Annotated in this window: 20 protein-coding genes; 13 read left to right on the top strand and 7 right to left on the bottom strand. The window is 59.3% G+C overall.

Annotated features, from left to right (window positions below; genetic code table 11):
* Positions 1–56: 56 nt before the first annotated feature.
* Positions 57–1,154: a PLP-dependent cysteine synthase family protein gene (locus tag WG78_RS21545; RefSeq protein WP_053939909.1), complete on the bottom strand. Its 1,098-nt coding sequence runs from the start codon at positions 1,152–1,154 to the stop codon at positions 57–59.
* A gap of 124 nt (positions 1,155–1,278) precedes the next feature.
* A complete protein-coding gene (xseA, locus tag WG78_RS21540) occupies positions 1,279–2,637 on the bottom strand; it encodes an exodeoxyribonuclease VII large subunit (RefSeq protein ID WP_152969346.1) in 1,359 nt (452 codons plus the stop codon).
* A 535-nt stretch (positions 2,638–3,172) separates the two neighbouring features.
* Between xseA and WG78_RS21535 the strand changes: the two genes are divergently transcribed.
* From WG78_RS21535 to adk, 6 genes are all read left to right on the top strand, one after another.
* On the top strand, positions 3,173–3,790 hold the full coding sequence (locus WG78_RS21535) for a MotA/TolQ/ExbB proton channel family protein (protein ID WP_053939908.1): 618 nt from the start codon (positions 3,173–3,175) through the stop codon (positions 3,788–3,790).
* A gap of 18 nt (positions 3,791–3,808) precedes the next feature.
* Entirely contained in the window at positions 3,809–4,234 is a 426-nt protein-coding gene (locus WG78_RS21530) for an ExbD/TolR family protein (protein ID WP_053939907.1), read from the top strand.
* Positions 4,235–4,241: 7 nt separating this feature from the next.
* Positions 4,242–5,297: a tetraacyldisaccharide 4'-kinase gene (gene lpxK / locus WG78_RS21525; protein ID WP_053939906.1), complete on the top strand. Its 1,056-nt coding sequence runs from the start codon at positions 4,242–4,244 to the stop codon at positions 5,295–5,297.
* Positions 5,278–5,463, top strand: coding sequence for a Trm112 family protein (locus tag WG78_RS21520; protein ID WP_053939905.1), 186 nt, complete (start codon positions 5,278–5,280; stop codon positions 5,461–5,463). The genes lpxK and WG78_RS21520 overlap by 20 nt, the downstream gene beginning before the upstream one ends.
* Entirely contained in the window at positions 5,460–6,215 is a 756-nt protein-coding gene (gene kdsB, locus WG78_RS21515; protein ID WP_053939904.1) for a 3-deoxy-manno-octulosonate cytidylyltransferase, read from the top strand. The genes WG78_RS21520 and kdsB overlap by 4 nt, the downstream gene beginning before the upstream one ends.
* A gap of 137 nt (positions 6,216–6,352) precedes the next feature.
* A complete protein-coding gene (gene adk / locus WG78_RS21510) occupies positions 6,353–7,009 on the top strand; it encodes an adenylate kinase (RefSeq protein WP_053939903.1) in 657 nt (218 codons plus the stop codon).
* A 91-nt stretch (positions 7,010–7,100) separates the two neighbouring features.
* Here the strand turns inward: adk and WG78_RS21505 are convergent, their stop codons facing one another.
* The 3 genes from WG78_RS21505 to aceB form a co-directional block, all read right to left on the bottom strand.
* A complete protein-coding gene (locus WG78_RS21505) occupies positions 7,101–7,739 on the bottom strand; it encodes a histidine phosphatase family protein (protein ID WP_053939902.1) in 639 nt (212 codons plus the stop codon).
* A gap of 104 nt (positions 7,740–7,843) precedes the next feature.
* Positions 7,844–8,347, bottom strand: coding sequence for a glycine zipper 2TM domain-containing protein (locus WG78_RS21500; RefSeq protein WP_053939901.1), 504 nt, complete (start codon positions 8,345–8,347; stop codon positions 7,844–7,846).
* 276 nt (positions 8,348–8,623) lie between these two features.
* Positions 8,624–10,219: a malate synthase A gene (gene aceB, locus WG78_RS21495; protein WP_053939900.1), complete on the bottom strand. Its 1,596-nt coding sequence runs from the start codon at positions 10,217–10,219 to the stop codon at positions 8,624–8,626.
* A 151-nt stretch (positions 10,220–10,370) separates the two neighbouring features.
* On the opposite strand from aceB, the gene WG78_RS21490 reads away from it, so the two are divergent.
* From WG78_RS21490 to WG78_RS21480, 3 genes are all read left to right on the top strand, one after another.
* Positions 10,371–11,261 carry a LysR family transcriptional regulator gene (locus WG78_RS21490; RefSeq protein ID WP_373278998.1) on the top strand — a complete coding sequence of 297 codons (891 nt, stop codon included), beginning with the start codon at positions 10,371–10,373 and terminating at the stop codon, positions 11,259–11,261.
* A gap of 193 nt (positions 11,262–11,454) precedes the next feature.
* A complete protein-coding gene (locus WG78_RS21485; RefSeq protein ID WP_053939898.1) occupies positions 11,455–11,910 on the top strand; it encodes a hypothetical protein in 456 nt (151 codons plus the stop codon).
* A gap of 131 nt (positions 11,911–12,041) precedes the next feature.
* Entirely contained in the window at positions 12,042–12,683 is a 642-nt protein-coding gene (locus WG78_RS21480) for a glutathione S-transferase family protein (protein WP_053939897.1), read from the top strand.
* On the opposite strand, the gene WG78_RS21475 is transcribed toward WG78_RS21480, so the two are convergent.
* Positions 12,680–13,000, bottom strand: coding sequence for a helix-turn-helix domain-containing protein (locus tag WG78_RS21475; protein ID WP_053939896.1), 321 nt, complete (start codon positions 12,998–13,000; stop codon positions 12,680–12,682). The two genes, WG78_RS21480 and WG78_RS21475, sit on opposite strands and share 4 nt — an antisense overlap.
* Positions 13,001–13,137: 137 nt before the next feature.
* Positions 13,138–14,418 carry an isocitrate lyase gene (gene aceA, locus WG78_RS21470; RefSeq protein ID WP_053939895.1) on the bottom strand — a complete coding sequence of 427 codons (1,281 nt, stop codon included), beginning with the start codon at positions 14,416–14,418 and terminating at the stop codon, positions 13,138–13,140.
* Between the two features lie 528 nt (positions 14,419–14,946).
* On the opposite strand from aceA, the gene grpE reads away from it, so the two are divergent.
* From grpE to WG78_RS21450, 4 genes are all read left to right on the top strand, one after another.
* Entirely contained in the window at positions 14,947–15,495 is a 549-nt protein-coding gene (gene grpE / locus WG78_RS21465) for a nucleotide exchange factor GrpE (RefSeq protein WP_053939894.1), read from the top strand.
* A 183-nt stretch (positions 15,496–15,678) separates the two neighbouring features.
* Positions 15,679–17,625: a molecular chaperone DnaK gene (gene dnaK, locus WG78_RS21460; RefSeq protein WP_053939893.1), complete on the top strand. Its 1,947-nt coding sequence runs from the start codon at positions 15,679–15,681 to the stop codon at positions 17,623–17,625.
* A 77-nt stretch (positions 17,626–17,702) separates the two neighbouring features.
* The gene (dnaJ, locus tag WG78_RS21455; RefSeq protein WP_053939892.1) at positions 17,703–18,839 is read left to right on the top strand and encodes a molecular chaperone DnaJ; all 1,137 of its coding nucleotides are present in this window, start codon (positions 17,703–17,705) and stop codon (positions 18,837–18,839) included.
* 285 nt (positions 18,840–19,124) lie between these two features.
* Positions 19,125–21,560, top strand: a complete 2,436-nt coding sequence (locus WG78_RS21450; protein ID WP_083459523.1) for a sensor domain-containing diguanylate cyclase — start codon at positions 19,125–19,127, stop codon at positions 21,558–21,560.
* Positions 21,561–21,608: the final 48 nt, after the last annotated feature.

Raw genomic sequence — 21,608 nt, 5'->3', positions numbered from 1 at the left:
ATGACCGGTGGCGGATTCCGCGGCGAGCCGCGTTGCGCCGTGCTGCGCGTCGGCGGTTACACGTGGTCGTGGCGCGCCAGCAAGTCGGGCAGGGCCGCGCCGGTGCGGCAGGTGGCGTCGATGGCGGCCAATGCGGGCGCGATATCGTAGCGATGCGCGCTCAGCCAGGCGTCGTTGTAATAGGAATGCGCATACCGCTCGCCGCCATCGCACAGCAAAGTGACGATCGAGCCGCGCTCGCCGCGCGCCTGCATCTGGCACGCCAGCGCCAGCACCGCCACAAACTGGCAGCCGGTGGAGCCGCCCGGTTTGCGCCCTAGCGCATGCGCCAGCCAGCGCGTGGCGGCAATCGACATCTCGTCGGGCACCTGAAACATGCTGTCGATCACGCTGGGCACAAACGACGCCTCCACGCGCGGGCGGCCGATGCCTTCGATGCGCGAACCCGACGTGAGCGTCAGATCGCGCTGGCCGGTGACAAACGCATCAAAGAACACCGAATTGTCGGGGTCGGCGCAGGCGATGCGGGTGGCGTGGCGGCGATAGCGCACATAGCGGCCCAGCGTGGCCGACGTGCCGCCGGTGCCGCAACTGGCCACAATCCAGCTGGGCTCGGGATAGCGCTCGAGTTTGAGCTGGCCAAAAATCGACTCAGCGATATTGTTGTTGGCGCGCCAGTCGGTGGCGCGTTCGGCATAAGTAAACTGGTCCATAAAATGGCCGCCACTGCTGGCGGCCAGCCGTTGCGATTCGGCAATCAACTGGGTCGGATCGGCCACCAGATGGCACTGGCCGCCATGAAACTGGATGGCGGCGATTTTCTCGGGGCTGGTGGTGGCAGGCATCACCGCAATAAACGGCAGACCGAGCAGTCGCGCGAAATAGGCTTCCGACACCGCCGTGGAGCCGCTGGAGGCTTCCACCACCGGCCGCCCCGCGTGCAGCCAGCCATTGGCCAGCGCATACAAAAACAGCGAGCGCGCCAGGCGATGTTTCAAGCTGCCAGTGGGATGGCTGGATTCATCTTTCAGATAAAAGTTGATATCCACAAAGCCCGCCAGCCGCAGCGGAATCAAATGGGTGTCGGCGGAACGGGTGTAGTCGGCTTCGATGGTCTGGATCGCTTGCGCGGTCCATAGGCGGTCTGGGGTCATGCGGTGGGTGTCCAATCAGAATGGCGCTGACTATGCGACGCGGCCCGCGTGGCAACAAGGCGCAGTAACGGCCGTGCTGCGCCAGCACAGCGCGCGCGGCCGTTTTAAATGTATGACTGACGTTCTAGAACAGATCTTGCTGCTGTGCCGGTTTGCTGGTGACAGCGGCTTCGACTGCATCGTCGGCAAAACGCACGCGGATACGATCGCCCGCATGCAATTGCGCCGCTTGCTGGATGACGGCGCCGTCGGTTTTTTCCACTAGCGCATAACCGCGCGCCAGCACCGCAGTGGGGTTGAGCGCGGCCAGGCGCGACGCCAGGTTGTGCAGACGCGCCTGGCGTTGTTCCAGCGTGCGGTCCAGCGCGCGTTGCAAACGTTGCTGCCGATGGCTGAGCTGGTTTTGCCAATAGCCGTGATCGATGCGCGCATGCGCCAGCCGCAGTTTTGCTTGCGCCAGCTGGCCCTGGCGGCGTTCGATCAAGCGGGTGGGCGCGGCGCTTAAACGCTGCGCCAGCGTAAACAGCCGCTCGCGCTGTCGTTCCAGCGCTTCGCCCGGATGGCGCAAACGGCGCGCCAGACTGTCCAGCCGTTGCATGCGCATTTGCAGCAAGCGCTCAAAACTGCGCTCCAGATGGCGGCGTTGCTGTTGCAACTGGTTAAGCCACTGGTTGCGATCGGGGCTGGCCAGTTCGGCCGCAGCGGTGGGCGTGGGGGCGCGCAAGTCGGCGACAAAATCGGCGATGGTAAAGTCGGTTTCGTGGCCTACACCGCTAATCACCGGCATGCTGCAGGCAGCAATGGCGCGCGCCACGGCCTCTTCGTTAAACGACCACAAATCCTCGATCGAGCCGCCGCCGCGGCACACGATCAGCGTATCGACTTCGGCGCGCGAACTGGCGCGCTGGATGGCGGCGACAATCTCGCCCGCAGCGGCCGCGCCTTGCACCGGGCACGGATACAGGATGACGGGCAGCCCCGGCATGCGGCGTCCCAGCGTGGTCAACACGTCGCGCAAGGCGGCGGCGCGCGGCGAAGTGACGATGCCGATCGCGCGCGGAAACGTGGGCAGGGCGCGTTTGCGTTCGGCGGCAAACAGGCCTTCCGCTTGCAGCTTGGCCTTCAGCTTTTCAAACGCCTCAAACAAGGCGCCCAGGCCCGCCGGACGCATGGCTTCGACGGTCAGCTGAAAGTCGCCGCGCGCTTCATACAACGACACCACCGCGCGCAGTTCTACATGCATGCCTTCGCGCGGCTCAAAATCGATTAATGCCGCGCGGTTTCGGAACATCACGCAGCGCACCTGAGCATTGGCGTCTTTCAGGCTGAAGTAACAATGGCCGGATCCGTAGCGCTTGAAACCGGAGATTTCCCCACTCACCCACAACACCGGTAAGGAACCTTCCAGTAATTCCCGTACGGTGCGGTTCAACTCGGTGACCGTCACTACAACATTTGAGAGACTTGACAAATTGCGTAACACGCCTGGAATTCTCCGAATAATCCACAAAACCCAAGCCGATCAAGGCTTGGCGGCCTGATTGCGGGTTGTAGTTCACATAAATTGCGCAAGCTATTGATTTTAAACAGTTCTTGCGAATGCTTAATTTGCAGGCAATTCGACCCGAAGCCAGTATTTGCGGGCAATCGGGGCGCGCTGGCGCAGCTTGTTAACAAAGTTATCCACAAGATATGTGGGTAAGGCAAAAAAACCCCGACAGGGCGGGCAGTTACCGTTTGTCCTACATATGTTGTCAGTAACTGGAACTAACTGCCCGTCAACGGACTCGGTGCCGACGCCGTTACCCGTCCAGTATCTTTGCCATCAGTCCGTCCGTATTTGTCTGACGTCCGTGCAGCGATTCAGCGCTTCACGCCCACAGTCATTCCGGCTAAAGTTACGCGACTTCATCCAGCGCCGCCTGAACCCCGCATTGTAGCGGGCTGCAGCGCAACGCTGGTCCTTCTGCACAAACAGGAAAACGTGCCGGTTTCCAGCCGCACACACAGGGATATTTATGCTCGAGATCATTCAGGCCGCTGGCTGGCCGATCTACTTGATCATTATTGCTTCGATCGTGGCATTGACCATCATCATCGAACGCCTGCTGAGCCTGCGTAAATCGCTGGTGCTGCCCGAAGGCCTGCTGGCTAAAACGGTGCAGGAATACCGCGCTAATGGCGTTAACGCCGACATGATCTCGCGCGTCAGCGCGACCTCGCCGCTGGGCAAGGTGCTGGCCGCTGGCCTGAAAAACGTGAAAAGCTCGCGTGAAATCATGAAAGAGTCGATTGAAGAAGTCGGCAGCGTGGTCACGCACGAACTGGAACGTTATTTGTCGGCGCTAGGCACCATCGCCGCCATCACCCCGCTGCTGGGCCTGTTTGGCACCGTCATCGGCATGATCGAAATCTTTGGCGCGCAATCGCCCGCCAGCGGTTCCAACCCGGCCGCACTGGCGCATGGTATTTCGGTGGCGCTGTACAACACCGCCTGCGGCATTATGGTGGCCGTGCCCAGCCTGATGTTCTATCGCTATTTCCGCACCCGCGTGGATGGCTATCTGGTTGAGATGGAACAACAAGCCATCAAACTGGTGGAAGTAGTGCACGGCGCTCGCGACTTGGGCAAATAAGCGGCCAGGAGCCCAGGTATGAATTTCCGTAAAAGACAACGGCGCGAAGAGCCCGAGATCAACTTTGTTCCGTTGATCGACGTCATGCTGGTGATTTTGATTTTTGTAATGGCAACGACTACGTATTCGAAGTTTGCCGAACTCAAGATCAACCTGCCGACCGCCAATGCTGAAAAGCCCGCCGACAGCCAGCCGCAGAGCATTAATGTGGCGGTGGCGGCCAACGGCCAGTACAGCATCAACAACCAACTGACCGGCTTTACCACGGTGGATGACTTTGCGCTGCAACTGCGCAAGGCCGCCGGTGGCAATGCCGATCCGATGGTGGTGATTGATGCCGATGCGCAGTCGACGCATCAAAGCGTGGTCAATGTGATGGAAGCGGCGCGGTTGGCAGGCTATGGCAAGCTGACCTTCGCAACGCAAAGCCAGACCGGCAAGTAAGCGCGGCATGATCGAAGAAAAACGCCAGACCGGTTTTGCCGATCGGTTACAGCGTGCATGGTACAAACCCGGCCTGTCTGGCTGGGTTTTACTTTTTGTGCCGCTGGCTTTGCTGTACGCCGCCATCACAGCGCTGCGCCGTCGCCTGTATCGCAGCGGCTTGATGGGCAGCACGCGCTTGCCGGTGGCGACGGTGGTGGTGGGGAATGTCAGCGTGGGCGGCAGTGGCAAAACGCCGCTGACGCTGTTTTTGGCGCAGCAATTACGCGACAGCGGCTACCGGCCCGGCATTATCAGCCGCGGCTACGGCGGTAGCGCCACCGTGCCCACGGCGGTTGATCCCTATAGCAACCCCGCCGAAGTGGGCGATGAGCCGGTGCTGATGGCGCAAGGCAGCGGCGTGCCGGTGTTTGTGGCGCGTCGTCGCGCCGATGCGGGCAAGGCGTTGCTGGCGGCGCATCCCGAAGTCAATGTGTTGTTATGCGACGACGGTCTGCAGCATTACGCGCTGCAACGCGATGTGGAATTGTGCGTGATCGACGCGGCGCGCGGCCTGGGTAATGGCTGGCTTTTGCCGGCGGGCCCCTTGCGTGAAAACCGCCAGCGTCTGGCGGAAGTGGGTGCGGTGGTGGTCAACGGTGGCGCGGGCGCGGGCTGGCATGCACGCAGTTATGGCATGCAACTGCAGCCGGGGGCGTTTCAGGCGCTAAGCCAGCCCACGCGAACGTTTAGCGCGGCCGAGATGGCGGCGTCCGGGCCCCTGCACGCGGTGTGCGGCATCGGCAATCCGGCACGGTTTTTTGCCACGTTGTTGGGATTGGGTTTGCGCTTTACGCCTCATGCAATGCCAGACCATCACAACTATCAGTTGTCCGATCTGCCCGCTGACGGGCTGATTCTGGTGACCGCCAAAGATGCGGTCAAACTCGCGGCACTGCCCGGAATTGCGGCGGTCGATGCTAGAATCCGGGTTTTGCCTGTGCACGCACAGGTCGATGCCGGTCTGATCGACTGGCTCACGGCACGAATCGACGAGGTCAATAATGGACGCCAAACTGCTTGAAATTCTGGTTTGCCCGCTGTGCAAAGGCCCGCTGGTCTATGACAAAAACCGGCTGGAACTGATCTGCAAGGGCGACCGCCTGGCTTATCCGATCCGCGACGGCATCCCCACCATGCTGGAAAGCGAAGCGCGCGAACTGCCCGCTGATGAGGAAGTCCGCGCGTGAGTTATGTGGCCCTGATTCCGGCGCGCATGCGCTCGACACGGCTGCCGGACAAACCGCTGGCCGATATCGCGGGCAAACCAATGATCGTGCGCGTGGCCGAGCGCGTGGCCCAGGCGGGCGCCAGCCGCGCCGTGGTGGCCACCGACGATATCCGCATTCTGGAAGCCGTTAAAGCCGCTGGCCACGAAGCCATCATGACGCGCGCTGATCATCCTTCGGGCACCGATCGATTGGCTGAGGCCGCCGATATCCTGCAACTGCCCGACGACACCATCGTGATCAACGTGCAAGGCGACGAGCCGCTGATCGAACCGGCGTTGCTGGACGATGTGGCCGCCTTGTTGCGCGACGACCAGAGCTTGCCGATGGCCACCGCGTGCCATCCGCTCACCGATCCGCAAGATTTTTTCAACCCGAATGTGGTGAAGGTCGTGCTGGATAAAAACCAGCGCGCGCTCTACTTCAGCCGGGCACCGATTTCGTGGGCGCGCGATGCTTTTGCGCAGAGCCGCAATGCGTTGCCGGATGATTTTTTGCCACTGCGCCATATCGGTTTGTACGGATATCGCGCCGGTTTCTTGCGTATTTACAACCAGTTGGCTCCATCGCCGCTGGAGCATTGGGAGTCGCTGGAACAATTACGCGTGCTATGGCATGGTTACGCCATCGGCGTGCATGTTGCACCGCACGCACCGGCCCCCGGTGTCGATACCCTCGAAGACCTGGAACGGGTCCGCGCGCTATACGCGTAGGCCAACGACTTTGCCGCTTCAGACTTCCGCTTTGCGGATCGGCCACTGGCACGATCCCGCCCGCACGCGATCACGACAGGGCAGCGCGCGAGGTCTGATCTGAACCAGATAATCCACTTACAAACAGGGAATACACGATGCGATTGATTCTGCTTGGCGCTCCGGGCGCTGGTAAGGGCACCCAAGCCACTTTTATCAAAGAAAAATTCAATATCCCGCAAATTTCTACCGGCGATATGCTGCGCGCCGCCGTTAAAGCCGGCACGCCGCTGGGCCTTGAAGCCAAGTCCATCATGGATGCGGGCGGCCTGGTGCGCGACGACATCATTATCGGTCTGGTTAAGGAACGGATTACCGAGGCGGACTGTGCCAATGGTTTTCTGTTTGACGGTTTTCCGCGCACCATTCCGCAAGCGGAAGCGATGAAAGAAGCAGGCGTGGATATCGATTACGTGGTCGAAATCGATGTGCCGGATTCCAGCATTATCGAGCGCATGGCGGGCCGCCGCGTGCATGTGGCGTCGGGCCGCACCTATCACGTCAAGTTCAACCCGCCCAAGGTGGAAGGTCAGGACGACGAAACCGGCGAAGCGCTGATCCAGCGTGAAGACGACAAAGAAGAAACCGTCAAGAAACGCCTGGACGTGTATCACGAGCAAACCGAAGTACTGCTGGGCTACTACGGCAAACTGGCCGCCAGTGGCGACGCCAAAGCGCCGAAATACATCAAGGTAAATGGCGTGGGCGACGTAAATGTTGTGCGCGACAGCATCTTTGCCCAACTGGGCGCTTGAGCGTTCTGCTTGTGCTTCGACGTAAAAAACCCCGCTACGGCGGGGTTTTTTTGCGCGCCTGATCAGGCAGGGCGCGCGCATGTCACATGGCTTATTCCAGAATGCCCGGGTCCAGATGGGCTACATCGCCCCAGCTCAGCAAACGGAAATGGCCATCTTCAAAGCTTAAACGGTTGATGCTGGCGTTCAGCAAGGCATGGCCGCGCGGCACTTCCAGGCCGATGCCGGTGGCGGCGCGATAGGCGCAATCCAGAATGCCACCGTGCGCCACCACCAGAATCTGTTGATCCGGATGTTTGTTGGCCAGGCGGCCGAGTACATCCAGCGTGCGCGCGGAGAACTGCACCAGGCTTTCGCCTTCGGGAATTTGATAATCTGGCGTGCGCGCTTTGATATGCGCAAAGCCTTCCGGATATTGCTCGGCAATCTGCTCGCGCGTCAGGCCTTCATAGATGCCGTAATTGCGTTCGCGTAATTGCGGGTCGAGTTCCATCGCCAGGCCGATGGCATGACTGCCTGGCTGCGCCGTCTGACGCGCACGAGCCAGATCGCTGACGTAGAGCGCCGCAAAATGCGCTTGCGCGTTGTCTTTTTGAAGCTGGCGCCCCAACAGGTCGGCTTGCTCCAGCCCGGTTTCATTCAAGGGAATATCGGTATGGCCCTGCATGCGGCCGATGGCGTTCCAGGCGGTTTCACCGTGGCGGATCAGCCAGAGGGTTGTTGCGGTCATCGATGGCTCCTGCGGCAAACGAAAAGGGCCGCCATGGGGCGACCCTTCAGCAGCGTAGCAAGTGCAAGGCGTTACGTCATCCTTGCACCGGCGATTACGCAGTATTAACGCGGCGAAACATTCACCGAAACCGGCAGCTTGTCGCCCGGTTGTTGCGGCAATTGCGTTACAAAGGTGTGGCCTTTGTATTCATAAGTCACTTGATAACCGGTGACCTGATCTTGCCATTGTTCAACATTGCGACATTTACGGATTTCTTGTTGTTGCACTTCGCCTTGTTGGCCGCTGGTGGCGACCTTATCGCCCAGCATTGCGCCGCCAATTGCGCCAGCCACGGTGGCAGCGGTATTACCGCGACCGCCGCCGACCTGATGGCCCAGCAAACCACCCGCCACGCCGCCGATGATGGAACCGGCGATGCCATTGCCGCCGCTGGACTGGGTTTGCACTTGCTGGGTTTCGGTCCAGCATTCCTGACGTGGCACGTTAACGCGTTGCACGATGGCGGTGGAGCTGACCACGCGTGCGGTATCCGGATACGATTCGGCAAATACACCGCTGGCAGAAGCGGCAATCAATGTAGCAATAACAGCGAATTGGGCTTTCATGGTTTTATCCCCCTTTAGTGGAATGCACAGGGCATTAAAACGCATCATGCTTTACGCCGCTGACATAATATTCACGTTTTCACACTCTGTTACCCGGTGACATATATGGGCACGTTAACCGGCGCACAATGCCTGTGTAAACAATGCCGTTCGCATAGCAGAGTCAGACATCTGCCATTTGACCAGTCGGTTCAAGCTGGCATTTGCCCGCTAAATAAAAAAACGGGATGCATTGCGGCATCCCGTTTTTAATCGCCTTCGCCATCACACGCGTAATCAGATTTCCTCGTACAGCGGCAGCGTCAAAAATTCGGCGAATTCATCGCTGGTGCTCATTGCTTCAAAGATTTGTGCGGCGCGCGCATACGGCGTGCGCTGGAATACTGCGTCGCCGTGTTCAGCGCGGATGGCCTCCAGCACGGGCGGGATCATCGCGCGCACCATGTCGGCGCTGACCTTGCGGCCATCGTCCAGCACGCCCTTGTCCGAGCGGATCCATTGCCACACCTGGCTGCGGCTGATTTCGGCGGTGGCGGCGTCTTCCATCAGGTTGTGGATCGGCACGCAGCCATTGCCTGCCAGCCACGAGCCCAGATACTGGATGCCCACGTCGATATTCATGCGCAGGCCCGCTTCGGTGATCGGTTGCTCAGGTTGGAAATTGAGCAGATCAGCCGCCTGGGTATTTATATCGGGACGTTGCTTGTCGATCTGGTTGGGACGATCGCCCAATACCTTCACCCATTCTTCCATCGCCAGCGCCACCAGGCCCGGATGCGCCACCCAACCCCCATCAAAGCCATCGCCCGCATCGCGGGTTTTATCGGCGCGCACGGCCGCCAGCGCTTTCTCATTGGCTTGCGGATCATTCTTGATCGGAATCAGCGCGCTCATGCCGCCAATGGCTGGCGCATTGCGCTTGTGGCAGGTCTTGACCAGGTTGAGCGCATAGGCGCGCATAAACGGCACATTCATGGTGATTTGCGCGCGATTGGCCAGGCAGAATGATTGGTCGGTTTTAAACTTTTTGATGCAACTAAAGATGTAATCCCAGCGGCCCGCGTTCAGGCCCGCCGAATGCTCGCGCAATTCATACAGGATTTCGTCCATCTCAAACGCGGCCAGAATGGTTTCAACCAACACTGTGGCTTTGATGGTGCCTTGGGGAATGCCGATTTCCTGCTGCGCCAGCACAAATAGATCGTTCCACAAACGCGCTTCCAGATGCGATTCCATTTTCGGCAAATAAAAATACGGGCCGGTGCCGCGCGCCAGTTGTTCTTTGGCGTTATGAAACAGAAACAGCGCAAAGTCGAATACACCGCCCGAAACGCGTTGGCCATCCACCGTGACGTGTTTTTCGTCCAGATGCCAGCCGCGTGGGCGCACGATCAGCGTGGCGATCTTGTCGTTAAGCCGGTATTCCTTGCCCGCCTCGTTGCGAAACGCCAATTCGCGCCGCACCGCCGCCTTTAAATTGATCTGGCCCTGAATCTGGTTATCCCAATTAGGCGTATTGGAATCTTCAAAGTCAGTCATATAACTGTCGGCGCCGGAATTCAGCGCGTTGATGATCATCTTGCGTTCCACTGGGCCGGTGATTTCGACGCGGCGGCAGGCCAGATCCGCGGGCAGCGGTGCGATGGTCCAGTCGCCTTCGCGGATGGCCCGGGTTTCCGCCAGAAAATCCGGGCGCTTGCCCGCGTCCAGTTCTTGCTGGCGCAACACGCGGCGCGCCAGCAGTTCCTGGCGACGGCCTTCAAAAGCGCGATGCAGCCTGGCCACCAAGGCCAGCGCTTCGGGCGTCAAAATCTCGGCGAATTCAGCGGACAGCGGGGCGTGCAGTGCAATGCCTTGGGGCAGGGTGGTCATGCTGGCGTTCCTGGCGGTGTGGTGGGAATGTCATCGCGCAACTGCTTGGCGCGACGGCGATTGAGAGCCAGTTTAATATCGTCGGCAGTGGCTAAATATCGCCGGATTGCCATTTCATCTTTTACTTTTTGGTAGGTAATGCCGCGTGGATGTGCTCAAGCAATTGGAAACCTTTGTCGCCGTCGTGCAAGCCGGATCGCTGTCCGCTGCGGCGCGCCAGCAGAATCTGGTGCCCGCCGTGATCGGGCGACGGCTGGACGCGCTGGAAGAGCGCCTGGGCACGCGGCTGTTGTTGCGCACCACGCGCAGCCTGACGCTCACGCAAGAAGGCAGCGCGTTTTTTGAAGACGCGCAACGCATCATGGCGGAACTCGAAGACGCCGAATCCGCCGTCGCCTCGGGCGCCAGCCGCGTGCGCGGGCATTTGCGGATCAGCGCGCCTGCGGGCTTTGGCCGCAAACACGTCGCGCCCCATCTGGCGCACTTCCAGCAGCAGCATCCCGAACTGACGGTCACGCTTGATCTCTCGGACCGGCTGGTCGACCTCAGCAGCGAACGCGTCGATTGCGCTATTCGCATTAGCGATCTGGCGGATTCGTCCCTGGTGGCAGTGCGGCTGGCCAACAATCGGCGGGTGGTGGTGGCGGCACCCGCTTACCTGGCGCAACACGGCATCCCCAAATCACCCGAAGATCTGGCGCGTTTTCAGTGTTTGTCGTTGGGCGCCAGCCAGGCGCGCGGCTGGACGTTCAAGGTGAATGGCGCGCTGGTTAACTGGAAGGTCAACGGCACGCTGGCATGCAATGACGGTGCGGTGTTGCACGAATGGGCGCTGCAAGGCTACGGCCTGGCGTGGCGCTCGCTGTGGGAGGTGAAAGACGATCTGACCGAGGGCCGCCTGGTGACGGTGCTGGACGCCTGGTCCTCGCCCGAATACCCGGTGTACGCGGTAATGCCGCAACGCAAGTTCATGCCGCAACGCGTGCGCCACTTTATCGAATTTCTGAAAGCCGCTTACGCCGCCCCCGGTTACTGGGGCTGAAACAAACGTTCATTTGCGCCACTTCGGGGCATGAAAGCGCTGTCGTTGCGCCGCACGTCGCCTGCCGTGGCCACCGCCCCCGTCAGACAGCCAGACGGCAACATCAACGTCAAATACGCGGATTAAGCTGCACGCCACTAACCCCCGGTCACAGAGGGTCAGTCAGGGAGCTGTCTTTTCCGAGGCAAGCCAAATGAGTGAGGTTGTTACGCGGGTTCCGGCGTATACGCATTACGTGGCCACGCTGGCAGCGGTGATCGTGCCAGCGGTGTTGCTGTTCTGCGTGGTGTCGGTGGTAATCAAAGTGCAATTGATGCGGCTGGGCATCAGCGCGGGCAGCAGTAGCGCGCTGGCCGATGTGGCGACATTCAGTACCTTGTCGTTGCTGTGTCTGGTGTATTTCTGGCGCGAGGCATGGCGGCATGCGTTATTAACCTGGGGCATGATGTTCCGCCCCGTTTTTGTCGGCATGGTGTTCAACTTTTATCTGGGGCTGGCCATCGTCAGCCGCCTGGTCACGGATCAGGTGTTGCATCTGCAAACCAGCATGGCCATCGCCACAGCCTTCGGCCTGTGTGCGCTGATCTCCAGCATCCTGGGCTGGACCCTGCTGCATCTGCGTCCCCACGGTTACGCCGCGGTGGTCTGATGCGGCTGGCGCGATCTGTGCCGATCGCGTTGGGTCGATCTGTATATATCAATCGCGCAGGGCATTGGCCACACTGCGCAAGTCCGTTTCAAGGTATTGCAATCACTACAAAGCGCAGCCGGAGGTAATGGATGTCGGATCAAGTCAAACTGTGGGGCCGCAAGAATTCGTCCAATGTGCAACGCGTGTTGTGGTTGCTGGCAGAACTGGGCGTGGATTACCAACGCGTTGACGTCGGTGGTCCATTTGGCGGGCTGGATACCCCGGCCTATCGCGCGCTTAATCCCTACGGCCGTATACCGGCCTTGCAGCACGGCGACGTAGCCGTCTGGGAATCCCACAGCATCTTGCGTTATCTGGCAGCTACCTTTGGCCAACCGGATTTCTGGCCCGCCGCGCCCGCACAACGGGCTGCGGCGGATAGCTGGCTGGACTGGTCGCTCAGCACATTGCAACCGGCCTTTGTCGAGGTCTTTGGCGGCTTTTATCGCACGCCCGCCGCGCAACGTAACGAAGCCGCCGTGGCCAAGGCCATCGAACGGCTTAATCAGATCTATCAGTTTGTCGACCAACAACTGGCCGAGCGCCCTTACCTGGTCGGGCAGCAGCTGTCGCTGGCCGAATTTGGCGCAGGCGCCTCGTTACATCGCTATCTGCATCTGGATTTCGCCCGGCCCGAACTGCCACATGTCCATGCCTGGTATCAACGCCTGCTGCAACGCCCCGGCTACGCGGAACATGTGGCGCTGCCGTTTGATGAGTTGCGGGGTTAAGGCAGCACCAGGTCAATCTTGCCGATCGCCACATCGCGCGGCGCGGGTTCGATCACGATCTGGGCGTCGTAACCCAACTGGGTCAGGCAATCGAGCAGGCGCATTTCGCTCAGGCTGCGAAACTGCCCTTTCAGGATGTTGTTCAGGCGTGCTTCACTAAAGCCCAACAACTCGGCCGCGCGCCGACGCGAGAGGCCCTGGTTTTCGATAATCTGGGTGAGATGCACAACCAGGCGCGCTTTCAGCAGCATCGAGCGGGCGTCGCGTGTGGCGAAGGCGTCGTAGACTTTCATATACCCCATGTTGACGTCGGCCATGACTGGCTCTCCGATGACAATGATCAGGTCGAGATCAGATACCTCCTGGTTTCGCGGCGATTTGATGCAGCGCAAAAAACAAAGCCCCGCATATCGGCTGCGGGGCTCCGGGTACTGCGCAGGTCGTGCCTTGTTGTTTAGTGGAACTGCTCTTCCTCAGTCGAACCCTTCAGCGCCGTGGTTGAGGACTGACCTTGCTGGATGGTCTGGGTGACCGCGTCAAAATAGCCGGTACCCACTTCGCGTTGATGCTTGACCGCGGTAAAGCCCCGGTCGGCGGCGGCAAATTCGGCTTGCTGCAATTCAACAAACGCACTCATCCCGCTGCGGGCGTAGCCATGCGCCAGGTTGAACATGCCGTAATTGAGTGAATGGAAGCCCGCCAGGGTGATGAACTGGAAGGCATAACCCAGTTTGCCCAACTCGGCCTGGAAGGTGGCGATGGTGGCGTCGTCCAGGTTCTTCTTCCAGTTAAACGACGGCGAGCAGTTATACGCCAGCAGTTTGCCAGGAAATTTAGCGTGGATGGCTTCAGCAAACTTGCGCGCGTATTCCAGATCCGGCTTGCCGGTTTCGCACCAGATCAGATCGCAGTACGGCGCGTAGGCCAGGCCACGGCTGATGGCTTGTTCGAGGCCGGCTTTGGTTTTGAAGAAGCCTTCCGGAGTGCGTTCGCCGGTGCAGAACGGTTGATCGTTGGCATCGACGTCGCTGGTCAGCAAGTCGGCGGCTTCCGCGTCGGTACGTGCGATCAGCACGGTGGGGACGCCCATCACATCGGCAGCCAGACGTGCAGCCACCAGTTTTTCGACCGCTTCACGCGTCGGCACCAGCACTTTGCCGCCCATATGGCCGCATTTTTTAACGCTGGCCAACTGGTCTTCAAAGTGCACGCCGGACGCGCCGGCTTCGATCATGCCCTTCATCAGTTCAAAAGCATTCAGCACGCCGCCGAAGCCCGCTTCGGCATCGGCTACGATCGGGGCAAACCAGTCCAGGCTGTCGTCGCCTTCGGAATGCGAAATCTGGTCAGCGCGTTGCAACGTGTTGTTGGTGCGACGCACCACTTGCGGCACCGAATTCGCTGGGTACAGCGATTGGTCCGGATACATTTCGCTGCCCAGGTTGGCGTCTGCGGCGACTTGCCAACCGGATAGATAGATGGCTTTCAGGCCTGCTTTGACTTGTTGCATGGCCTGGTTGCCGGTCAATGCGCCCAGCGCATTGATATACGGTGTTTCGTGGAGCAGTTTCCATAGCTTGGTCGCGCCGGTGTGGGCGAACGTGTGCTGCACTTGTAGTGAGCCACGCAGTCTTTCAACATCTGCGGCCGTGTAGGGGCGCTGAATGCCTTTCCAGCGCGGGTTTTCCCGCCATTCCTGTTCCAGTTGTGCAATGCGTTGTTCACGTGTGGTCATGGCGTACTCCCGCGTTAAATATGGGCTAGATGGGCGTTTAAGCCCGATCTGGATTTCTCCAGGGCAAGTTGAGCGCAGTGATATTGCGCTGCAGCAAACAATGTAGTCGGAATAAAAATGCTACATATCGGGGAAATCACTTACAGCGCGGTTTCAAATAAATGCGTGGTGGGCTTACGGGATGGCTAACACGGTTTAGCCCGCATTTCGAGAAATCACCGCGTGTCGCACAGGTGCAACGCAATGCTGCTTCTCGCTAAAATGCGCGACGATTTTTTTCCAATGAAGGGCTGCGTAATGCCGCAGACCTGGAGCAAGCAGTGGGGTTTTTCCGCAATGTGCAGGAACCACGAGGGTGTGGGCAGCATGCAGACCGCCGGAGCGCAGTCACCGGAGTGGGCTCAATGTCCATGAGCATGACGAGCACCGCCGGGCTGCGAGATGTCCATGCCAGCGTGGTTCTCACCCAATACCCTTGAAAAGGGTGTGGGAATCCCCACTTCGCTTGCATCGCAATGGAGGTAAGTAATGTCGGCCGAGAATCAAAACCAACCCCAGGAAGATCTGCAGCAAGAGCAAGGCGCTGAAGAACAACAACCGCAAGCTGCCGCCGAAGGCGAACAACAGCTTGAGGCCAACCTGGAAGCCTTGCTGGCAGAGCTGGAAAAAGCCCGTGCGGACGTACTGTATGTCCGCGCCGAGGCAGAAAACATTCGCCGCCGTGCGGCCGAAGACAATGAGAAGACCCGCAAATTCGCAATCGAGCGTTTTGCGCGTGAACTGCTCGCCGTCAAGGATTCGCTCGAAATGGCCCTGCTGGACCAATCGGGCAATGTTGAAAATCTGAAGCTGGGCGTCGATCTGACGCAAAAGCAGTTGATTGCTGCGTTTGAAAAGTTCGATCTGGCTGAAATCAACCCGGTGGGTGAAAAGCTGGATCCGAACAAGCATCAAGCCATCTCGGTGGTGCCGTCCGAGCAGGACGCCAACACCGTGGTGCAAGTGATGCAGAAGGGCTACGAGTTGTCCGGCCGCGTGATCCGCCCGGCAATGGTCGTGGTGGCTGCGCCCAAATAAGCAGTCGCATTGAGCCCGTCCGTGGGGACGTGGGCGCGGGGAAACAGCAGGAAATAGTCCGTCGCTATCGTTTCTCTTGAAAAGCCCTATGACATCCCCACTTGCTCACCAGGGTTAATGAACAAGTAGTGTGCAGACCGTTGGACGCTCTGCCGCGCAACAATAGTTAGAGGATTGATTACTATGGCAAAAATGATTGGTATCGACCTGGGCACGACCAACTCGTGCGTGGCTGTGATTGAAAACGGCCAACCCAAGGTTATCGAAAACTCGGAAGGCGCTCGCACCACCCCGTCGATCATTGCGTACCTGGACAATGACGACACGTTGGTCGGCGCACCGGCCAAGCGTCAGGCGGTCACCAACCCGCGCAACACGCTGTACGCGGTAAAGCGTCTGATTGGCCGCAAGTTTGAAGAAAAAGAAGTGCAGAAAGACATCGACCTGATGCCTTACTCCATCGTTAAAGCCGACAATGGCGACGCATGGGTGGAAGTGCACGGCCGCAAAATGGCCCCGCCGCAAATCTCGGCCGACGTGCTGCGCAAGATGAAGCAGACCGCCGAAGATTATCTGGGCGAAGAAGTGACCGAAGCCGTGATTACGGTACCGGCCTACTTTAACGACAGCCAACGCCAGGCCACCAAAGATGCAGGCCGCATCGCCGGTCTTGACGTCAAGCGCATTATCAACGAGCCGACCGCCGCCGCGCTGGCGTTTGGTCTGGACAAGAACGAAAAGGGCGATCGCAAGATTGCCGTGTATGACCTGGGCGGCGGTACGTTCGATATTTCGATTATCGAAATTGCCGATGTGGATGGCGACAAGCAGTTTGAAGTGCTGGCCACCAACGGCGATACGTTCCTGGGCGGTGAAGATTTCGACCAACGCATCATCGATTACATCATTGCCGAGTTCCAGAAGGACACCGGCATCAACCTGAAGCAAGACGTGATGGCGCTGCAGCGTCTGAAAGAAGCTGCCGAAAAAGCCAAGATCGAACTGTCGAGCAGCGCGCAGACCGAAGTGAACCTGCCGTATGTCACGATGGATGCGACCGGTCCGAAACACTTGACGCTGAAAATCACCCGCGCCAAGTTCGAAAGCCTGGTTGACGAGCTGATCGAGCGCTCGATTGAGCCGTGCCGCGTGGCACTGAAAGATGCCGGCCTGAAAGTCACCGACATCGACGACGTGATCATGGTCGGCGGCCAGACCCGTATGCCGAAGGTGCTGGAACGCGTTAAAGAGTTCTTTGGCAAAGATCCGCGTCGTGACGTAAACCCGGATGAAGCCGTGGCCGTGGGTGCTGCCATTCAGGGCGCCGTGCTGTCGGGCGATCGTAAAGACGTGTTGCTGCTGGATGTGTCGCCGCTGAGCCTGGGTATCGAAACCCTGGGTAGCGTGATGACCAAGCTGATCCAGAAGAACACCACGATTCCGACCAAGGCATCGCAAGTGTTCTCGACCGCTGACGACAACCAGAGTGCGGTTACGATTCACGTGCTGCAAGGTGAGCGCGAGCTGGCCAGCGCCAACAAGAGCCTGGGTCAGTTCAACCTGGAAGGCATTCCGTCCGCACCGCGTGGCACGCCGCAGATTGAAGTGGTGTTCGATATCGACGCCAACGGTATTCTGCATGTGAGCGCCAAGGACAAGGCCACCGGCAAGGAAAACAAGATCACCATCAAGGCGAACTCGGGTCTGTCGGAAGACGAAATCCAGCGCATGGTTAAAGATGCTGAAGCACACGCCGAGGAAGACAAGAAGGCGCGCGAACTGATCGACGCACGGAACAGCGCCGAAGCGCTGGTGCATCAGGTCAAGAAATCGCTGACCGACTATGGCGACAAGGTTTCGGCTGAAGAAAAAACCAGCATCGAAGCCGCCCTGAAAGAACTGGAAGCAGTACTGGGCAGCGACGACAAGGACGCGATTGAAGCCAAGTCCAACGCGCTGATGCAAGCCAGCCACAAACTGGCCGAGCAAATGTACGCGGCACAAGGCGGTGACGCCGGTGCGGCGGCAGGCGCTGCGGGTGCAGGTGCGGCCGGTGCGCAAGCCGGTGGCGCCAAAGAAGACGGCAATGTAGTCGACGCCGAATTCACTGAAGTCAAAGACAACAAGTAAGCGGGCGTTCTGGCCCTGTAGCAAGGCACGGCGCCGGTTAATGGCGGCCGTGCCTTTCGTTTAAGCGAGACCCAAGAATGGCAAAGAAAGATTTCTACGAAGCGCTGGGCGTAAATCGGGACGCTTCGGAAGACGACATCAAGAAGGCTTTCCGCAAGCTGGCGATGAAGTACCACCCCGATCGCAATCCGGATAACAAAGAATCCGAAGAGAAGTTCAAGGAAGTCAAAGAAGCCTACGAGATTCTGTCGGACCCGCAAAAGCGCCAGGCGTATGACCAGTACGGCCACGCCGGTGTCGATCCGCAAGCCGGTATGGGCGCGGGTGGTGCGGGCTTTGGCGGTTTTGCCGATGCCTTCTCCGACATCTTTGGCGATATCTTCGGTGGCCAACAAGGCGGCGGCGGACGCGGTGGGCGTAGCAACGTCTATCGTGGCGCCGATCTGCGCTACAACATGGAAATCACGCTCGAAGAAGCCGCGCGCGGCGTTGAGCGTCAGATCAAGATTCCGTCGCATGACGAGTGCGGCACTTGCCATGGCAGCGGCGCCAAGCCGGGGACGGAAGCCAAGACTTGCCACACGTGTGGCGGCCAGGGCCAGGTACGCGTATCGCAAGGCTTTTTCTCGATCCAGCAAACTTGCCCCACCTGCCACGGCAGCGGCAAATACATTCCGGACCCGTGCCGCACCTGCCACGGCAGCGGCCGCGTGCAAACCAACAAGACGCTGGCCGTCAAGATTCCGGCTGGCGTGGACGAAGGTGATCGCATTCGCTTGTCGGGCGAAGGCGAAGCCGGCGTTAACGGTGGTCCGCACGGCGATCTGTATGTGGTTATCCACATCCGTCAACACAATGTGTTTGAGCGTGAAGGCAATGATCTGCATTGCGAAATGCCGATCAGCATTACTGCCGCCGCATTGGGTGGCGAAATCGAAATCCCCACGCTGGATGGAAAAGCGCGCATCACCATTCCGGCGGGCACGCAATCGGGCCAGGTGTTCCGGCTGCGCGGCAAGGGCATCAAAGGCGTACGCAGCTCGGTGCATGGCGATCTGATGTGTCATGTGGCGCTGGAAACACCGGTGAACCTCACCGGCCGCCAGAAAGAACTGCTGCGCGAATTTGAAGAAATCAGCCAGGGCGCGCCCGACAAGCACAATCCGCGCGCCAAGTCGTTTATGGACAAGGTCAAGGATTTCTTCGGCGGTTAAACGTCGATGTCACTGGCGCCGCAGCAAGCCATTGCTGCGGCAAGCATCTAAAGCCGCCGGCTCAGTCCGGCGGCTTTTTTACGCCGTTTATCTTGTACGCCATTAGATACAAACGCGGCGCGCCACAGCCCGCATAGCCTTTAAAGCGACATAAACTCTTACGACCACAATCAGGCTGTTGCAAACGATTGTTTTTATATTGAGAATGGCAATAATTTCCCAAGAACAGATCAGCCTTTGCTGATTTAACGTACGAGAACCTGCACACGGCGCAAGGAGACTCCCATGCTGGACATGCTCAGGGAGTGGCTGAACACACCTGGCTTTATGCCGCATGGACACTGCTTTCTGTGGACGCCCACATTGCTGTGGATGATGGTCGCCGCCGATGGCGTGATTGCCGTGTCGTACTTCGCCATTGCCTTCGGGCTGTGGTACTACATCCGCCGCCGCCACGATTTTGGCTACAAGGCGCTGGCCGCCATGTTCGGCGCGTTTATCTGCGCTTGCGGCATTACCCACGCGCTGTCGATCTGGGATATCTGGAATTTCAGCTACTGGCTGGAAGGCTATGCCAAGCTGATTACCGCCCTCATTTCGGCCGCCACCGCGGTCATGTTGTGGCCAATGATTCCGCGCCTGCTGGCGCTGCCCAGCCGCGATGAACTGGCCGAAACCAACGCCGAGTTGCAACGCCAGATTGCGCTGACCAAAGCCACCGCCGAAACGCTGGAAATCAGCGAGCGCCGCTACCGCCAACTGGTCGAAACCGCGGTGGAAGGCATCTGGACGCTCGATAACGAGGGCTACACCACCTTTGTAAACCGCACGATGGCCGAGATGCTGGGCACTACCGAAGAAGCCATGTTGGGCCGCCATCTGTTCGACTTTATGGATGCCAGCGAGCAAACCCTGGCGCAGCGCAATATGGCGCGGCGCTTGTCCGGCGTGGTGGAACGCCACGATTTCCGTTTTCGCCGCACCGATAACACACCGCTGTACGCCATCGTTTCCAGCGGCCCTATTCATGACGAACACGGTGAAGTGGTCGGCATGCTGGGCGTGATCACCGATATCACCGACCGTGAGCGCATCGCCAACGAACTGGCCGAGCTGACCGCAGGCCTGGAATATCGCGTGCAAGAGCGCACGGCCGAACTGGCGCATGCTAATCGCGAGCTGGAAAACAGCATCGCCGAACAGCAACAAACCGCAATGGCGCTGCAAGAACAGGAAACCTGGCTGCGCGCGATTCTCGACAGCACGGTCGACGGCATTATCACGCTCAATAGCCAGGGCGAAATCCTTAGCGCCAACCCGGCCGCGACGCATATCTTTGGCTATCCTGGCGTGGAAATGCTCGGCCGCAGCATCCACACCCTGATGCCCGATCTGTTTAAAGAAGACGTCGATGATCACCGCCCGGGCGCGGTGTTTCCGATCGACCATGGCAAGGTGGTCAACGGCGTGCGTCATGACGGCGCGCAAATCCCGGTTGAAATTGCCATCAGCGAACTGCGCTTGTCCGGCGACCGCCAGTTTGTCGGCATGTTGCGCGACATCACCGAACGCCAGGAAAACGAAGAAAGCATTCGCCTGCTGAACCGCGAGCTGATCAAGGTCAACAGCAACCTGGAGCTGCAAGTAACCGAACGGCAATCCGCCGAAGGCCAGTTGCAGGTGGTCAACACCCAGCTGCAAACGCTGGTGGGCTCGCTTAAACGCCAGACCGAAGAAATTGGTCTGCTCAACGAAATGAGCGAACTGCTGCAAAGCTGCATGGAACTGACTGAAGCGATGGGCGTGCTGGCTACGTTCTCGGGTCGCTTTATCGGCGCGGATGCCGGTTGCCTGTATCTGGCCGAACGTAATGGCGGGCTGTTGCAACGCATTGGTTCGTGGGGCGGCCGCGACGAAGAAAGCGAAGTGGCGCTGCGCCACGAAGATTGCTGGGCCATGCGCCAAGGCCGCCTGCATCCGCTGGCCGACTTGCAGGCCAATCTGATCTGTAAACATCTGCATCTGGAAGAGCAACGCTACAGCCTGTGTATTCCGCTGTATGCGCAGGGCCAGAACGTGGGCTTGCTCAATTTGCGCCGTTCCGAGCCGTTTATTGATGGCGACGGTAATCTGGCGCGCGCGCAGCAGATCATGCTGTCGTTCTCGGAACAAGTGGCACTGGCGCTGGCCAACATCAATCTGCGCCAGCGGCTGCAAAATCTGTCGCTGCGCGATCCGCTGACCGGCTTGTTTAACCGGCGTTATCTGGATGAACAATTTGAGTTGGAACTGGCGCGTGCGCGGCGCGGTGGTGGGCGTTTTGCTGTGCTGATGATGGATCTGGACCACTTCAAACGCTTTAACGACAACTTTGGCCACGACGCCGGCGATTATCTGCTGCAGAACGTGGCGCGCACGCTGTTGGCCACGGTACGCGAAGGCGACGTGGTGTCGCGCTGGGGCGGTGAGGAATTCATGATCCTGATGCCCGAAATTGACCAGCCGATTGCCGAACAACGCGCCGAAGCCATCCGCAGCGAAATGGGTCTGCTGCGCCCGGTGTTCCAGCAACAGCCGTTGGGCAAAGTCAGCGTGTCGATCGGTTTGTCGTTCTATCCACAACATGGCCACACCGCGCAATTGCTGATCGCTGCCGCCGACCATGCGCTGTATGCGGCCAAGAGCGGCGGGCGCGATCGCGTGGTGATCGCCACGCCCTGAGCTTATGTAATCTGCTTTTCCGAAAATAAAACACGGAGTCTGTTCGCA

It is taken from the genome of Amantichitinum ursilacus (genome assembly GCF_001294205.1).
In the GTDB taxonomy this organism is placed as follows: domain Bacteria; phylum Pseudomonadota; class Gammaproteobacteria; order Burkholderiales; family Chitinibacteraceae; genus Amantichitinum; species Amantichitinum ursilacus.
The sequence above is the reverse complement of the archived record's forward strand: the minus strand, read 5'-3'. Positions and strand labels throughout refer to the sequence as shown.

Excerpts from the sequence above, each read along its gene's own strand:
- WG78_RS21545 (WP_053939909.1), bottom strand. The coding sequence starts at position 1,154 with ATGACCCCAGACCGCCTATGGACCGCGCAAGCGATCCAGACCATCGAA.
- WG78_RS21535 (WP_053939908.1), top strand. The coding sequence starts at position 3,173 with ATGCTCGAGATCATTCAGGCCGCTGGCTGGCCGATCTACTTGATCATT.
- WG78_RS21530 (WP_053939907.1), top strand. The coding sequence starts at position 3,809 with ATGAATTTCCGTAAAAGACAACGGCGCGAAGAGCCCGAGATCAACTTT.
- lpxK (WP_053939906.1), top strand. The coding sequence starts at position 4,242 with ATGATCGAAGAAAAACGCCAGACCGGTTTTGCCGATCGGTTACAGCGT.
- WG78_RS21520 (WP_053939905.1), top strand. The coding sequence starts at position 5,278 with ATGGACGCCAAACTGCTTGAAATTCTGGTTTGCCCGCTGTGCAAAGGC.
- adk (WP_053939903.1), top strand. The coding sequence starts at position 6,353 with ATGCGATTGATTCTGCTTGGCGCTCCGGGCGCTGGTAAGGGCACCCAA.
- WG78_RS21505 (WP_053939902.1), bottom strand. The coding sequence starts at position 7,739 with ATGACCGCAACAACCCTCTGGCTGATCCGCCACGGTGAAACCGCCTGG.
- WG78_RS21500 (WP_053939901.1), bottom strand. The coding sequence starts at position 8,347 with ATGAAAGCCCAATTCGCTGTTATTGCTACATTGATTGCCGCTTCTGCC.
- aceB (WP_053939900.1), bottom strand. The coding sequence starts at position 10,219 with ATGACCACCCTGCCCCAAGGCATTGCACTGCACGCCCCGCTGTCCGCT.
- WG78_RS21485 (WP_053939898.1), top strand. The coding sequence starts at position 11,455 with ATGAGTGAGGTTGTTACGCGGGTTCCGGCGTATACGCATTACGTGGCC.
- WG78_RS21480 (WP_053939897.1), top strand. The coding sequence starts at position 12,042 with ATGTCGGATCAAGTCAAACTGTGGGGCCGCAAGAATTCGTCCAATGTG.
- WG78_RS21475 (WP_053939896.1), bottom strand. The coding sequence starts at position 13,000 with ATGGCCGACGTCAACATGGGGTATATGAAAGTCTACGACGCCTTCGCC.
- aceA (WP_053939895.1), bottom strand. The coding sequence starts at position 14,418 with ATGACCACACGTGAACAACGCATTGCACAACTGGAACAGGAATGGCGG.
- grpE (WP_053939894.1), top strand. The coding sequence starts at position 14,947 with ATGTCGGCCGAGAATCAAAACCAACCCCAGGAAGATCTGCAGCAAGAG.
- dnaK (WP_053939893.1), top strand. The coding sequence starts at position 15,679 with ATGGCAAAAATGATTGGTATCGACCTGGGCACGACCAACTCGTGCGTG.
- dnaJ (WP_053939892.1), top strand. The coding sequence starts at position 17,703 with ATGGCAAAGAAAGATTTCTACGAAGCGCTGGGCGTAAATCGGGACGCT.
- WG78_RS21450 (WP_083459523.1), top strand. The coding sequence starts at position 19,125 with ATGCTGGACATGCTCAGGGAGTGGCTGAACACACCTGGCTTTATGCCG.